The sequence below is a fragment of the Arthrobacter sp. A2-55 genome (assembly GCF_025548615.1).
GTDB classification, from domain to species: Bacteria; Actinomycetota; Actinomycetes; order Actinomycetales; family Micrococcaceae; genus Specibacter; species Specibacter silviterrae.
On record NZ_JAJLOZ010000096.1, the window covers coordinates 1 to 14,714 of the forward strand.

Genomic DNA, 14,714 nt, shown 5'->3' on the forward strand with positions numbered 1-14,714 from the left:
GCCACATCGCCAGCCGCGCCCGGCAGCGAAACGGGCGCACCGGCGTCGAACATTCCCCCCGAACCACCCATCGCGGGGTAAGGCCTCAGTGCCCGGCCCCCCAAACGCCCCAAAAATAACCAGAAAGAGAACAGCCCAGTGAACGCAATCAGCGATCTCCCCGTCACCCTTGCCGATGTTGAAGCCGCACGGGAGCTGCTGCAGGAGATTATTGCGCACACTCCCGTGGAGAGTTCGCGGGCCCTGGGGCGGATTACGGGCGCGCCGGTGTTTTTCAAGTGCGAGAACCTGCAGCGCGCCGGCTCGTTCAAGGTGCGCGGCGCGTACACCCGCATGGCGCGCCTGTCGGCCGAGGACCGGGCCCGCGGCGTGGTGGCGGCGTCCGCCGGAAACCATGCCCAGGGCGTGGCAGTGGCCGCGAAGTCGCTGGGCATCAAGGCGCGCATCTACATGCCCGTGGGCGTGGCCCTGCCGAAACTGGCGGCCACGCGCGGGCACGGCGCCGAGGTGGTGCTGCACGGCTTCAACGTGGACGAGTCCCTCGCCGAGGCCGAACGCTACGCCCGGGAAACCGGCGCCGTCTTTGTCCACCCGTTCGACAATGTGGACGTGGTGTCCGGGCAGGGCACCATCGGGCTGGAAATCCTGGAGCAGGTGCCGGACGTCGACACCGTGATCATGGGTGTTGGCGGCGGCGGGCTGCTGGCCGGCGTGTCCGTGGCGATCAAGGCGCGGGCAAAGGAGCTGGGCCGGGAGATCCGCGTGATCGGCGTCCAGGCGGAAAACGCCGCGGCGTACCCTCCCTCCCTTGCCGCGGACGCGCTGGTGCCGCTGAAAAAGGTCTCCACCATGGCGGACGGCATTGCCGTGGGCCGGCCGGGCCAGCTGCCGTTCTCGATCATCCGCGAACTGGTGGATGACGTCGTCACGGTCAGCGAGGACTCCCTGGCGCGGGCCCTGATCTTCCTGCTGGAGCGCTCCAAGATGGTGGTGGAGCCCGCCGGTGCCGTGGGCGTGGCCGCGCTCATGGAGGGCAAGATTGAAAATCCGGGCACCACGGTGGTGGTGCTTTCCGGCGGCAACATCGATCCGATGCTGATGCTCAAGGTCATTCAGCGCGGCCTTGCGGCGGCCGGGCGCTTCCTCACGGTGCGTATGATGCTCAACGACCGCCCCGGCTCCCTGGCCACCATCTCGCGCATCATTGCCGAGAACGACGCCAATGTCACCGGCGTGGACCACACCCGCGTGGGCGGCTCCATCTCCATGGGCGACGTCTCCATCACCGTGAACCTGGAAACCAAGGGCCACGAACACTGCGAACTGGTGCTGACGGCCCTGCGTGCAGAAGGCTTCCAGCCGATCGTGGTCCACTAGCCTCCGGTTCCACCCCCAATCCGCGCGAACGGGCATTTAACGGGGGTGCTTCGTTGAAACATGCCCGTTAAGTGCCGGTTCGTGGGGGTGTTGTGGCGCTGCCGGGTGGAGTGCCAGTTCTGAAATTCGATGGTGCAGCACCTGCGAGCTCGCCTGGCTTCAGGCGACAGGAGTTGCACCGCCGATCCGTACCATGTCCGCAGCCTGAGCCACGGCCTGGACCATCCACTCGAACAGACACTTAACGGGGGTGTTGCGCTGAAACATCCACGTTAAGTGCCCGCTCGGCCGGTTTGTGGGGCGCGGGTGCGGGGTGGGTGTCGGAACGTCGGGGCGTTGCCGGGGTTCAGCGAAGTTCGTGGCCAAATCGGCAATAACTGCGACATAGTCCACTTAAGGTGGATAATCTTTTTCACTCGCATATTTTTGTCACAATTGAATGAGGGATGGGGTATTCAATGCGCACTCTTTGGCGCCCGAAACACTTTGGGGTGGTTGTTTCCACGGCGGCGCTTGCCGTTGCGATGATGGGATTTGCCGCCCTGCCAGCCCAGGCCGCGCCAATGGCACCGGTGGCGCCAGCAGTGCCCGCGTTCACCGCCCCAGCCGCAGGCGACATCATTTCCGGGCCGCCCATGGTCAGCGGCACGGGCGAGCCGGGCTCGCTGGTGGAAGTGACTGAGCAGTCGGGCCAGCAGGTGTGTACCGCCAGCGTTGACGGTGCGGGCCTGTTTGCCTGCACAGGGTCGGCCAGCCTGCCCGTGGGCCCCAACGTCCTGCACCTCACGGCCACCAACCCCGACACCTCCACCACGGTGGGTGGGACAGTCGCCGTCACGATTGACGCGCCGGCGCCACCTTTCACGATTCCAATGGACGGGGAATTGATTACCCCCACCCAGGCCTTTGAAGGCGGCGGATTTACCGGCGACACGCTTCGCATACTGGACTCCGCCCACCAGCCCATTTGTTCAGTCACGGTCGACGGTTCGGGCTCGTTCTCCTGCGTGCCAACGGCACCCCTGCCCCTCGGACCCATCACGGTCACCGCCGAGCTCACCAAGGCATCCGGCGGAGTTCAGGTGACGGGCCCCTACAGCTTCACTGTGATTTCCGGGCCGCCAACAATAACCAGCCCGCGATCGGACGCCGTGGTGGGCGACCTTCCCGTATTTACCGGCACCGGCCTGCCGGGCGCCAGCCTTGACATTATTCACGGGAGAAGCGGATACGCCGTCTGTTCAACCACCGTCGCGGCCGACGGCAACTACACCTGCACGCCCCAGCACCGCTTCCTGGTCGGGACAATGGACTATTTTCCGGCCATGTACGCCACCGGTAGCGGTTTGAACGGAGTGCCGGGTGATTTCGTCACTATCACCGTGGCCGTCACGCCCGCCATTTCCAAGCCGGCCGACGGCGGCTACAGTGTCGGTGGCGCCGTGATCGAAGGCACCGCCGGCATTTTCACCACAGTTGCCATCCTCGACGGCGGCACCACGCCAGTGTGCACCGCCAAGTCCAACGCTGACGGACAGTTTTCCTGCACTGCGAGTCCCGCCCTTGGCCTGGGGCTGCACCACCTGACGCCCGTTCAGACCAATATGGATGGCAGTCTGGTCACAGGCGCCGCCGTGGCCGTCACCGTCACGGCCAACGGCGCAGCACCATCCCCAACCACCGTGGCAGCGGCATCCCCGACAGCTGTCCATGCCGTGTCCGATCCCGGGGTAGCACCCCAAGGTGCGGACCAGGAACAGCTGGCCGCAACCGGTGCCAAGGGTGCTGTCCCCGCCATTGCCGTTGGCGGACTGTTGCTGCTGGGAGGTACCGCCTCCCTCCTACTGGCGCGCCGCCGTCGTTCTTCAATGCACTAAGCCAGCCTGGGCGCTCGACGCCAGTCACCTCCTCCACACACGCCAACGGGCACTTAACGTGGATGTTCAGCTGGAACATCCACGTTAAGTGCCCGTTCGGCGGGGGCGGGGTGAGGCTAGCTCTGGTACGGCTTGGCGGAGAGGATTTCCACGTCGATCGTCTTGCCGTTGGGGGCCAGGTAGCTCATCTTGTCGCCGACTTTGTGGCCCATGATGGCCGCACCCAAGGGGGAGCGCTCGCTGAACACCTCAACCTGGGCAGTCCCCACCTCGCGGCTGCCCAGCAGGAAGGTGGTCTCGTCGCCGGCAATGGTGGCCACCACCAGCATGCCCTGTTCCACGATGCCGTCGTCGGCCGGGGCCTCGCCCACGTGGGCGTAGCGCAGGAGCTCGCTGAGCTGGCGGATGCGGGCCTCGATCTTGCCCTGCTCGTCCTTGGCCGCGTGGTAGCCGCCGTTTTCCTTCAGGTCGCCTTCCTGGCGGGCCTGCTCAATCTTGCTGACGATTTCGGCGCGGCCGGGGCCGGAAAGTTGCGTCAGCTCTGCCTGGAGACGGTCAAAGGCTTCCTGGGTCAGCCAGGCAGCGGACGCACTGTTTGTTGTAGGCACGTAGTTCTCCTCGAATAAACGTAAAAAAGCAAAGACCCCGCGGTAGGCGCTGCCAAAGGCGGTTCCGAGCCGGTGCGCACCTGGGGATCAAGTGTGCAGTCCCTGCGCGGAACTTTCCATGGTTGGCCAAGCGGGGTGAAGATAGTTTTTACAAGTTTAGTCAATAAGCGGGATATTCCCAAGAATCGCGACGTCAGTGCTCAATCCAGCAGTTGTCCACCGTCACTGTCACGGCCAGGGAGGTGGTGCGCACGGAGGCGGTCACTGAGGTGGTGTGACCGCTGTTGATGCCGGCGTCGGCCCCGTTCGCGCCCACCGTGAGGATGTTCCAGCCCACCACGGCGAACTGTTCATTCAGCGCCTGGACGGCGCATTGGGCGGTGGCGGCGGGGTCCTTGGTGATGGTCAGGTCCACCGTGGAAAGTGTGGGGTCCACCACCTTGAAACTGATCACTTTCTGTTCCACGCCGGTGTTGCCCGCCACCACGGACCAGAGAATCCAGGTCAGGCCCACGGCAAGCGTCACGGCCACGGCAATAATTTTGGCCCGTTTGGACATCGCCCGCTTGGGCGTGCCGTAACGATTGGCTACGCTGGTAGCTGCTGGAGAATCAGAATTTGTCACTGCATCCACTGTTGTCTTGATCCGCGGTGTCCCCGCTGGATCCGCGGCATTCCGCTGGCGGCCCGCACCGGCGGCCGGGCGGGAGGACATGACAAGTTTAGCGTTCATTCCGGCAGGCGTTTTTTCACAAGTTTTTTTACGAACCCCATACAGCACCAAGAATCGAAGGTAGCCGACGTGACCACCAATGAGGGGCACTCCGCCGAACCGCTCCGCCTGCTGGCGGTCCACGCACATCCGGACGACGAAGCCAGCAAGGGCGCAGCCATGATGGCCTCCTACGCGGCGTCGGGCGTGCGCGTCATGGTGGCCACCTGCACCGGCGGGGAGCGCGGGGGGATCCAGAACCCGCGCATGGAGGGCGACGCCCACTCGGGCCGCGACATGGGCGGGGCCCGCCGGCTCGAAATGGCGCGTGCCGCCGCCATTTTGGGCATCGAGCACCAGTGGCTGGGATTCACCGACTCCGGCCTGCCCGAAGGCGACCCGCTCCCGCCCCTGCCTGCCAACTGCTTTGCCCTCAAGCCGCTGGAGATCGCCGCCGCGCCGCTGGTTCGCCTGGTGCGCCGTTTCCGCCCGCACGTGATTGTGTCCTACGACGAAAACGGCGGCTACCCGCACCCGGACCACATCATGGCCCACAAGGTTGCCGTGGAGGCGTTCCACGCGGCCGGCGACCCCGCCTTGTATGAGGGTGCGGGGGAGCCCTGGGAGCCGCAAAAGCTGTATTACGACCTGGCCTTCAACCCGCAGCGCTTCCGCGCACTGCACTTTGCGCTGCAGGACGCCGGCCTGGCCTCCCCGTACGCGGAGCGCCTGGCGGCCTGGCTGGAGGCGGACACCGAAGGCCACACCCCGCCGGTCAGCAAGCACCCCACCACCACGCAGGTGGACTGCGGCGAGTTCTTTGAAAAGCGCGACGACGCCCTGCGCGCCCATGCCACCCAGGTGGACCCGGACGGCTTCTTCTTCGCCGTCAGCCCGGACATGCAGCGCAAGGTGTGGCCGTGGGAGGACTATTCGCTCGTGGAGTCCCGCGTTCCCGCCACCACGCCGGAGAACGACCTGTTTACTGGCCTACGATAGGAACAGGACGATTCCCTCATCGCACCGAGACCGCCGGGGATAAAATGAAAGACAAATTGTGCACACTCTGATGTTCCTTGCCGCCAGCGCCACCCCGGACCCGCAGATCCCCACCCTGCGCCCGGGCCTGTCCGACGACCAGGTGGGGCCCGGCTTTCTGGGCTTTTTGGCCATGGCATTCATCGTGGCGATCATGTTCTTCCTGATCCGCGACATGGTCAAGCGCGTGCGCCGCGTCCGCTACCGCGCCCAGGTTGCCGGCGGCGATCCCAGCGACCACGGCCCCAAGGCCGGCTATGAGGTGATCCCCATCATGACGGACGACGCCGCCAGGAAAGCAGGTGCGGCCTTTGCCGACACTTCGCTCACCCGGGCGGAGGTTGCCGCCGTTGGTCCCGAAGGTGTTGAAGGCGCCGGAAGCGCTGAGGGTGCCGGGAACCCGGGTGCCGGGAACCCGGGTGCCGAAGGCGCCGAGGGGCTCGACGGCGGCGTTTCCCCCGTGAACGTGGACAAAAACTAAGGGGCAAACATGAATCGGCTTGCCGGCGAACCGAGTGCCTACCTGCGCCAACACGCCGGCAACCCAGTGGACTGGCAGCCGTTTGACGACGCAGCCTTTGCCGAGGCCCGGGAACGCCAGGCTCCTGTGTTTCTGTCCGTGGGCTACGCCGCCTGCCACTGGTGCCATGTCATGGCCGGGGAATCGTTCGAGGATCCGGAGGTGGGGGAGTACCTGCGCCGGCACTTCGTGGCCATCAAGGTGGACCGCGAGGAACGCCCCGACGTGGACGACGCCTACATGGCCGCCACGCAGGCGCTGACCGGCCAGGGCGGCTGGCCCATGAGCGTGTTCCTGACCCCGGACGGCCGGGCGTTCTTTGCCGGCACCTACTTTCCGCCGCAGCCCGTGTCCGGAAGGCCGTCCTTTAAACAAGTGCTGGCCGCCGTGGTTGAGGCGTGGGCGGATCGCCGTACGGAGGTCCTGGCCACCGCCGATGCCTTGGCGGCGGCGCTGGCCGATCCGGCCTGGCGGGTCCGCACGGATCTAAGCGTCGGGGCAGATAGTCCCGCGCCGCCTGTCGCCGTACAGGGCTTGGATGGTGCGCGGAACGGATTTTCGGTGCATAGGGAGGCTGCCTCGCTTGCCGTGGCGGCCATGGCGCGGGCCGAGGACACCACGCACGGCGGCTTTGGCACGGCCCCAAAATTTCCGCCCACCCCCGCCCTGGAATTCCTGATCCGCCACGCCGCGTCCGGCGGTGGCGGGACGGTTCGTGACGAAGGGGCCGGTTCGCCGGACGTTGCTGCGGGTCTGGCCGGGCGGACGCTGGGCGCCATGGTGAACTCTGCCCTGTTCGACCAGGTGGGTGGCGGCTTTGCGCGCTACAGTGTCACGGCCGACTGGTCCTTGCCTCACTACGAGAAAATGCTGTACGACAATGCCGGCCTCTTGCTCGCCCTGGTGCACTGGGTCCGACTGGCGGAGGCACGGCCCGGACAAATTCCCGCCGAAGTGCCCGGGCCGGACGCCGCCCCGGACGCCGGGCCCGGGGTTCAGCACATCCACAGCACCGAACTGCCCCTGCCGCTGTCCGCCGCGGAGGCGCGGGGCGCTGTCCATAAAACCGTCGGCTGGCTGCTGGCCGAGCTCCGCCTCCCCGGCGGCGCCTTCGCCTCCTCGCTGGATGCCGACACCGTGATCGACGGCGTGCACCACGAGGGCGCCAGCTACCAGTGGACCCTGGCCCAGCTCCGCGAGGCGGCGGAATTGTCCGCCGCCGCTGACCCGGCCCCCGCGGAACCGCAGGAGCCCGCGGACCTGGCAGCCGCCGTCGCTCGTTTCATGAACATTCCGGCGAAGGGAGCCGCGCCCCTGCACCCGGGCCGCGGGCTGACTCCGCCGGAGCGGGCCGCGTGGGATGCGCTCCTGCCCGGCCTGCGCACCATGAGGGCCGCGCGCACCATGCCGGGGCGCGACGACAAGGTGGTGGCGGCCTGGAACGGCATGCTGCTCGGTGCCCTGGCCGAGGCCGCCATGGTCCTGGGGGAGCCCGCCTGGCTGGCGGCCGCCGTCGAGCTTGGCGGGTACCTGCGGGAGGTGCACTGGGACGGGGGTGTGCTGAGGCGGGTGTCGCACGCCGGCCGGGCGCGCGGAATTGAGGGGTTGCTGGAGGATTACGCGGCCTGCGCCGACGGCTATTTTGCCCTCTACGCGGCCACGGGCAGCGCGGAATGGTTTGCTCTGGGCGAGGCCCTGCTGGACTCGGCGCAGCGTTTTCTGGCGGACGGCACCGTGTTCAACAGCCCGGGCCGGGCCTCGGGAGGGCTGGCCGGCGCTCCGGCCGGGGCGCGCTTTGCCGACCCCTTCGACAACGCCACCGCCAGCCCCGTGGCACTCCTGGCCGGCGCCCTGGCCACCCACGCGGCCTATACGGGGTCCGTAGACCACCGAGTCTTGTCGGAAAACCTGCTGGGGTCGCTGCCGGAACTGGCCCGGCGGGCGCCGCGTTCGGCCGGGGGCCTGCTGTCGGTGGCCGAGGCGGTTGCGGCGGGCCCCGTGGAAACTGCCATTGTCGGCCTGCCGGGCCCGGAGCGGGAGGCGCTGGAACGGCGGGCGTGGGCGTCGCCGTCGCCCGGCATGGTGGTGGCTGTGTGGGACGGCGCGGGCCCGCCGCCCGTGCCGCTGCTGGAAGGCAGGGGCACTGCGCCCGGCGCTTCCCCGCTGGCCTACGTCTGCCACAACATGGCCTGCGCCCGCCCAGTGGCCACGGCCGCGGAGCTTGACACCCTCATCCCCTGACGCTCCCTCACCTTCTGCGGTCTTCCATTCGACGCTCCCTCACCTTCTGCGGGAATTCCACCGATCCTCTCTCACATTTTGGGCGTCTAGCCAAAAGGTGGTGGCCCCACAATGACGATCCCGCCGTTGAGGCGCCCGGATTCCCTGACCCGGTCGAAGTCCACAACGCCCGTGCCGTCCGCGTCCAGGGGAACGCTGGCTCCCATATAGAAATCCTGTGCATTGCCTGGAGTCTGGAAGCACAGGATGCTGGCGCCGCCTTCTTGTGCCTTGAACGCGTGGGGCACACCGCGAAGGGCAACGGCGATGCCTCCGGCGCCAACCCGCTGTTCGGCGCCGTCGATGTTCATGAGGATTTCACCGGAGAGAACGTACAGGGTTTCGTCCGTGTCAGGATGGATGTGCAGGGGCGTCACCTTGCCTCCGGCCATCGTGTCGCGGTTGATCAGGAATGCCCCGCCAGTTTCTTCCGACTTGGCGAGCCAGGTGTGGATTCCCCCGCCGTAGAACCACCGCTGCTCACCTTCTCCGTGCTGGCGGATGAATGACTTCGCGTGCTTCTTCGTGTCCATGGGACTCGCCTCGATGTTGGCTACATGTTTTTATGGGACTGATGTCTTATAATAAGACTGATGTACCATGAGTTGCATGTCAAGGTCTTACCTGGAACTCGGCCGCAGCGGCCAGAAGCGCCGCACCCTTGATGCCCTGGTTGATGCCGCCCGGGCCATGGTCGCCGACGGCCAGACCCCCACCGTGGACGAGGCCGCCCTTGCCGCAGGTGTCTCAAGAAGCACGGCCTACCGCTACTTTCCGGGACAAAGGGAGCTGCTTGCCGCGGCCCATCCGGAAACGGGGAGTGCCTCCATGCTGCCGGAAAACCCTGGCGACAATCCCGCGGAGCGGCTTGACGCCGTCGTCGCCACGTTCATCGCAATGATTCTTCAGACCGAGGCCCAACAGCGGACCATGCTGAAGCTGTCACTGGATCCCGATCTCCCGGCCAGCGGCTTGCCTTTGCGCCAGGGCCGGGCCATTCCCTGGATCACGGAAGCGCTCGATCCCCTGCGGGGTGCGCTCGGAGATGCGGAACTGCGCCGCTTGGTGCTGGCCATTCGCAGCGCAATTGGAATCGAGTCGCTGGTGTGGCTGACCGACATTGGCGGCCTGTCCCGGGACGAGGCCCTTGCGTCCATGCGGTGGAGTGCCCAGGCGCTGCTCCGCCATGCCCTCGAATCGGCTCCGCCCGCATATTGACGGGCGATACCGAAGCGTCCTCAAAAAACACCCAGTAATCTGATGGAGCGTTGAGGGAATCACCGCAAAATGTGAGGGAGCGTCGGTAGGGAAGGGGAGGGCGGTGGGGCTAGGGGAAGACCACCAGCACGACGGCGGCGAAATGGGAGCCGAACCCGGCCACGGTCAAGGCATGGAACAGTTCGTGGAAGCCGAAGTGGCGGGCACTGAAGTTGGGCTTCTTGATCCCGTAGATGACTGCCCCGGCAATGTAGAACACGCCGCCCAGGCAGATCAGGAGCGTGGGCGCCACACCGGCGGCCCAGAATTGCGGCAGGAAGAACACCGCGGTCACGCCCAGCAGCACATAGATGGGCACGTACAGCCAGCGTGGCGCCCCCACCCACAGCACGCGGAACAGCACGCCCAAAACAGCGCCCGTCCAGATCAGCCACAACAGCAAGGTGGCGGTGGGGCGCGGCAGCATCAGCGCCGACAGCGGCGTGTAGGAACCGGCAATGACCAGCATGATGTTGCTGTGGTCCAGCCGTTTCAGCACTTTCTTGGTGCCTGGTTTCCACTCGATCCGGTGGTATAGCGCACTTGTGCCAAATAACATGACTCCGGTAACGATGTAAATGGCGGTGGTCGCTTTCGCCGCCATGCCCGGGGCCAGCACCACCACCAGCAAGCCGGCCGCCAGGACCAGCGGCGCCATGCCTGCGTGCAGCCAGCCGCGCCAGGTGGGTTTTGCATCGGCTACAAGGGTGCTCGTCATGGCCCAATTCTATCCCTTCCGGGAATATGTTACCGATGAGTAACATGGCGGCGGCGGGTGCATCGCAACGCGGCCTGTCCGGAATGTGCGGCCCGGCGGGTAATCTAGGACAAGTACGTTTCCCCGGCCGCCCGGCCCGTATCCGTAAAGGTTTGGTGCACATTCATGCGGTTGATGACCCGCCCCATACGGATGCCCAAATTCCTTTACAACTACTACGAACGCAGCCTTGGCCGCTCGCTGGACCTGAAGAGCGTGCCCCGCCACATCGGCGTCATGGTGGATGGAAACCGGCGCTGGGCCCGGCAGTTCAACGCCCCCACCAGCCAGGGCCACCAGGCCGGCGCGGACAAGATCCTGGAATTCCTCGGCTGGTGCCAGGACCTGGGCATCAAGGTGGTCACGCTGTACATGCTCTCCACGGACAACATGAGCCGTTCGCCCGAGGAACTGGACGAGCTCATGGGTATCATCGCCAACACCCTTGACCTGCTCGACGCCGACGTCGACATCAGCGTCCACGCCATGGGCGCCCCGGAGCTGCTGCCCGACTACCTGGCCCAGCGCCTGTCCTCGCTCACCACGCGCGTGCCCGCCAATGAGCGCATCCATGTGAACCTTGCCATCGGCTACGGCGGGCGCCGGGAAATTGTCGACGCCGTCCGCGAACTCCTGCACGACGCCGACGCCGCGGGCCGCACCATGCTCGAGGTGGCGGACACCCTGGGCGTGGACGACATTTCCAAGTTCCTGTACACCCGCGGCCAGCCCGACCCGGACCTGGTCATCCGCACCTCGGGGGAGCAGCGCCTTTCCGGCTTCCTCATGTGGCAGAGCGCCTACAGCGAGTTTTACTTTTGTGAGGCCCTGTGGCCGGCGTTCCGCCGCATCGACTTCCTCCGTGCCCTGCGTGACTACGCCGGGCGCAGCCGCCGCTTCGGCAGTTAGGCCACTGTTTCCTTGCAAAGCCACCATCGTTCTGAAATGATCCTGGCGGCCGTCCTCTCCAGCGCGGCCGGGTTTGTCGACGCTGTGGGCTTCATCCACCTGGGCGGCTACTTTGTCTCCTTCATGAGCGGCAACTCCACCCGGGGCGGCACTGCCCTGGCCGAAGGAAACTGGGCGGGTTTCGGCACGGCTTTCGGACTGGTCGGTGCCTTTCTGGTGGGTGTGGTGAGCGCTTCGATCCTGCGCAGGCTTGTCCCGTCACGCAAGCGCATGGCAGTGCTCCTGTACGTGACAGCGGCACTGGTGTGCGCCGTCGTACTTTTTGACCTGGACCTTGACGGGTGGCTGGCGCCGGCCATCATGGCGGTGGCGATGGGTGCCGAGAACCTCATCTTTGAACGCAATGGCGAGGTCAGCATAGGCCTGACGTATATGACGGGCACGCTGGTGAAAATGGGCCAGCACATGGCCAATGCGCTTCTTGGGGGAGACAGCCGGCTGTGGCGCAGGTACGCGGCCCTGTGGCTGTCGCTGACCACCGGCTCGGTCATCGGCGGCATTTCGTACCTGACGCTGAACTTGAATGCGCTGTGGATCGCCGTGGGCGTGATGGCGCTGTCGGTCATTTTCAACCAATATGTCCACAAGAGCCCGCCCCGACCGCCGGCCACACCCGTCATCCTGTAGCCCGGCGGCGGGGCCAATTATTTACCCAGTGGACACCAATAACACGCCGGAAAGGTCCCAAATTGCCACTGTTCCCGGCGTAGCTTTGGGCATAACGGAGGGCAACTCCGCTCGCCGTACCTATTGATTTTCCGGGCGAAACACCGGCCCGGAAAGGCTGGAGCCGACGTGGTTGAGACGATGAATTTTGGGGAAATCGCACGGGAGACGACGGGCATGGCGCAAAAACTGCGCAGCTACGTCATCGACACCTCAGTTTTGCTCTCCGATCCCCGCGCGATACTGCGCTTTGCCGAACACGAGGTCATTGTGCCGATCGTGGTGATTTCCGAGCTGGAGTCCAAGCGGCACGACCCCGAACTGGGCTACTTCGCCCGCACCGCCCTGCGCCTGCTCGACGAACTGCGCGAACAGCACGGCGGCCTGGGTGCCCCCATTCCCCTGGGGGACGACGGCGGGACGTTTCGTGTGGAGCTCAACCACGTTTCCGCTGAGGTGCTTCCGGCGGGGATCCGCGGCACGGACAATGATTCGCGCATCCTGGCGGTGGCGAAGAACCTGGCAAACGAGGGCGCAAACGTCACGGTGGTTTCCAAGGACCTGCCGATGCGGGTCAAGGCCTCCGCGATGGGACTGGCGGCGGAGGAGTACCGCAACGAGCTGGTCCAGGATTCCGGCTGGACCGGCGTGGCGGAGCTGGCCATTGCCGAGGCCGAAATGGCGGAACTGTACAACGGCGGCGCCGCCCTGGTTCCCGAGGCCGCCGTCATGCCTGTCAACACGGGCCTGGTGCTGACCAGCACCCGCGGCTCCGCGCTGGGCCGGGTGGGCGCCGACCAGCAGGTGCGCCTGGTGAAGGGCGACCGCGAGGTGTTCGGCCTGCACGGGCGCTCCGCCGAACAGCGCCTGGCGCTGGACCTGCTCATGGACCCCGACGTCGGCATTGTCTCCCTGGGCGGGCGGGCCGGCACGGGCAAGAGTGCGCTGGCCCTGTGCGCCGGCCTGGAGGCCGTGCTGGAACGCAACGAGCACCGCAAGGTGGTGGTGTTCCGGCCCCTGTACGCCGTGGGCGGCCAGGAGCTGGGCTACCTGCCGGGCTCAGAAAGCGAGAAGATGAACCCGTGGGCGCAGGCCGTGTTCGACACTCTGGGCTCCGTGGTGTCCGAGCGCGTCATGGACGAGATCATGGAGCGCGGGCTGCTGGAGGTGCTGCCGCTGACGCACATCCGCGGGCGTTCGCTGCACGACTCCTTCGTGATCGTTGACGAGGCCCAGTCGCTGGAGAAGAACGTGCTCCTGACGGTCATGAGCCGGATCGGGCAGAACTCCAAGATTGTGCTCACGCATGACGTGGCCCAGCGCGACAACCTGCGCGTGGGCCGCCATGACGGCATCGCCGCCGTGGTTGAAACCCTCAAGGGGCACCCGCTCTTTGCCCACGTCACCCTGACCCGCTCCGAGCGGTCGCCCATCGCCGCGCTGGTCACCGAAATGCTGGAGCGCGCCGAGATCTGACGCCGTCCCACCTCTCGCCGAACGGGCACTTAACGTGGATGTTCCGCCCGAACATGCCCGTTAAGTGTCCGTTCGGCAGCAGGTAAGGGGCCCCGCGCACGGACCGGACCCTGAACGCCGTCGTTGATTCTTGCCGGGGGATGCTGCGCGATAGACTCGCCCACATGCACCGACCCCTTCCCGCGCCAGCCGGACTCGGCCTGGCCATGGTCGCCGGGCTCGCCCTCGCCGTGCAATCCCGGATCACGGGCACCATGGGGCTGCGCCTGGGCGACGGTGTGGCCGCGGCGCTGCTCAGCTTTGGCTCGGGGCTGCTGCTGATGATTCTTTTGACGCTCGGCACCCGGGCCGGACGGAGCGGATTGGCCGCCCTGCGCGGCGGCCTGGCCCGGCGGGTGCTGCCGCGCTGGTATCTGGTGGCCGGCGCGATAGGCGCGTCGCTGGTATTCGCCCAGGGGGTCACCGTCGGAATGGTGGGCGTGGCCCTCTTCACCATTGCCCTGGTGGCCGGGCAGACAGTCAGCGGGCTGCTGGTCGACAGTGTCGGCTTCGGCGCCGGCGGGAGGAGGCGCCTGACCGGACCGCGACTGACGGGTTCGGTGCTGACCCTGGGGGCTGTGGTCTGGGCTGTCTCCGCCAAGTTCACCGCGCTTGGCCCGGGGGCGCTGTCCCTGCTTCTGCTGCCCTTGCTGGCGGGCCTGCTCTACGGATTCCAGCAGGCGATGAACGGGCGCATTGCCGCCGCGGCGGGCACGCCACTGACGGCCACCCTGACCAATTTTGCCGCCGGCGCCGTGGTGCTTCTGGCCGTGTGGTTGGTCAAGCTGCCTTTCAGCCCGCGGCCGCACGCCCTGCCGCACGAGTGGTGGCTCTATTGCGCCGGGCCGCTGGGCATCGTGGTGGTCTTCCTCAGTGCGGCGCTGGTGCGGCGGATCGGCGTCCTGCTGCTCGGCCTGGGCACCGTCGCTGGCCAGCTGATGGGCTCGCTGCTGCTCGACGTGGCCTTTCCGACACCGGCGGCGGCGGTCGGCACCGCCACCGTGCTCGGCACTGTGTTGACCCTGTTGGCCGTCATTGTGGCCGCAGCGCCCTGGCGAAGGAATCCGACGCCGGCTGCCCTGTCCGCGCGCCCCTCCACCCCCGCCGAACCGGCACTTAACGTGGATCCCGCGCTGAA

At 66.6% G+C, this 14,714-nt stretch carries 14 protein-coding genes; 10 read left to right on the forward strand and 4 right to left on the reverse strand.

Annotation, left to right across the window (positions count from 1 at the left end):
• Window positions 1-138 precede the first annotated feature (138 nt).
• Window positions 139-1,377: a threonine ammonia-lyase gene (ilvA, locus tag LPN03_RS19090; RefSeq protein WP_262455513.1), complete on the forward strand. Its 1,239-nt coding sequence runs from the start codon at window positions 139-141 to the stop codon at window positions 1,375-1,377.
• Between the two features lie 458 nt (window positions 1,378-1,835).
• Complete coding sequence (locus LPN03_RS19095; protein ID WP_262455514.1) at window positions 1,836-3,254, forward strand: Ig-like domain-containing protein; 1,419 nt, start codon at window positions 1,836-1,838, stop codon at window positions 3,252-3,254.
• A 116-nt stretch (window positions 3,255-3,370) separates the two neighbouring features.
• Here LPN03_RS19095 and greA read toward each other — a convergent pair whose 3' ends face one another.
• Window positions 3,371-3,862 carry a transcription elongation factor GreA gene (gene greA / locus LPN03_RS19100; RefSeq protein ID WP_165181399.1) on the reverse strand — a complete coding sequence of 164 codons (492 nt, stop codon included), beginning with the start codon at window positions 3,860-3,862 and terminating at the stop codon, window positions 3,371-3,373.
• A gap of 193 nt (window positions 3,863-4,055) precedes the next feature.
• Window positions 4,056-4,595 carry a DUF4307 domain-containing protein gene (locus LPN03_RS19105; protein WP_262455516.1) on the reverse strand — a complete coding sequence of 180 codons (540 nt, stop codon included), beginning with the start codon at window positions 4,593-4,595 and terminating at the stop codon, window positions 4,056-4,058.
• A gap of 69 nt (window positions 4,596-4,664) precedes the next feature.
• Between LPN03_RS19105 and mca the strand changes: the two genes are divergently transcribed.
• Genes mca through LPN03_RS19120 form a run of 3 tightly spaced genes read left to right on the forward strand, consistent with a single transcriptional unit; the run spans window position 4,665 to window position 8,373 of the window.
• A complete protein-coding gene (mca, locus tag LPN03_RS19110; RefSeq protein ID WP_165181401.1) occupies window positions 4,665-5,573 on the forward strand; it encodes a mycothiol conjugate amidase Mca in 909 nt (302 codons plus the stop codon).
• A gap of 58 nt (window positions 5,574-5,631) precedes the next feature.
• On the forward strand, window positions 5,632-6,093 hold the full coding sequence (locus LPN03_RS19115; protein WP_262455517.1) for a hypothetical protein: 462 nt from the start codon (window positions 5,632-5,634) through the stop codon (window positions 6,091-6,093).
• A gap of 9 nt (window positions 6,094-6,102) precedes the next feature.
• Window positions 6,103-8,373: a thioredoxin domain-containing protein gene (locus LPN03_RS19120; RefSeq protein WP_262455518.1), complete on the forward strand. Its 2,271-nt coding sequence runs from the start codon at window positions 6,103-6,105 to the stop codon at window positions 8,371-8,373.
• 86 nt (window positions 8,374-8,459) lie between these two features.
• Here LPN03_RS19120 and LPN03_RS19125 read toward each other — a convergent pair whose 3' ends face one another.
• Window positions 8,460-8,945: a cupin domain-containing protein gene (locus tag LPN03_RS19125; protein ID WP_165181404.1), complete on the reverse strand. Its 486-nt coding sequence runs from the start codon at window positions 8,943-8,945 to the stop codon at window positions 8,460-8,462.
• 76 nt (window positions 8,946-9,021) lie between these two features.
• Here LPN03_RS19125 and LPN03_RS19130 point away from each other — a divergent pair, with 76 nt between their 5' ends.
• Window positions 9,022-9,630 (forward strand): TetR/AcrR family transcriptional regulator, encoded by a 609-nt coding sequence (locus LPN03_RS19130; protein ID WP_262455519.1) that lies wholly within the window; start codon window positions 9,022-9,024, stop codon window positions 9,628-9,630.
• Between the two features lie 109 nt (window positions 9,631-9,739).
• On the opposite strand, the gene trhA is transcribed toward LPN03_RS19130, so the two are convergent.
• Window positions 9,740-10,387: a PAQR family membrane homeostasis protein TrhA gene (gene trhA / locus LPN03_RS19135; RefSeq protein ID WP_262455520.1), complete on the reverse strand. Its 648-nt coding sequence runs from the start codon at window positions 10,385-10,387 to the stop codon at window positions 9,740-9,742.
• A gap of 174 nt (window positions 10,388-10,561) precedes the next feature.
• Here trhA and LPN03_RS19140 point away from each other — a divergent pair, with 174 nt between their 5' ends.
• From LPN03_RS19140 to LPN03_RS19155, 4 genes are all read left to right on the forward strand, one after another.
• The gene (locus tag LPN03_RS19140; protein ID WP_205678090.1) at window positions 10,562-11,335 is read left to right on the forward strand and encodes an isoprenyl transferase; all 774 of its coding nucleotides are present in this window, start codon (window positions 10,562-10,564) and stop codon (window positions 11,333-11,335) included.
• 36 nt (window positions 11,336-11,371) lie between these two features.
• Window positions 11,372-12,022 carry a YoaK family protein gene (locus LPN03_RS19145; protein WP_262455521.1) on the forward strand — a complete coding sequence of 217 codons (651 nt, stop codon included), beginning with the start codon at window positions 11,372-11,374 and terminating at the stop codon, window positions 12,020-12,022.
• A 180-nt stretch (window positions 12,023-12,202) separates the two neighbouring features.
• On the forward strand, window positions 12,203-13,537 hold the full coding sequence (locus tag LPN03_RS19150; RefSeq protein ID WP_262455523.1) for a PhoH family protein: 1,335 nt from the start codon (window positions 12,203-12,205) through the stop codon (window positions 13,535-13,537).
• A gap of 164 nt (window positions 13,538-13,701) precedes the next feature.
• A partial coding sequence (locus LPN03_RS19155) for a DMT family transporter (protein WP_262455522.1) occupies window positions 13,702-14,714 on the forward strand: 1,013 nt, incomplete at its 3' end.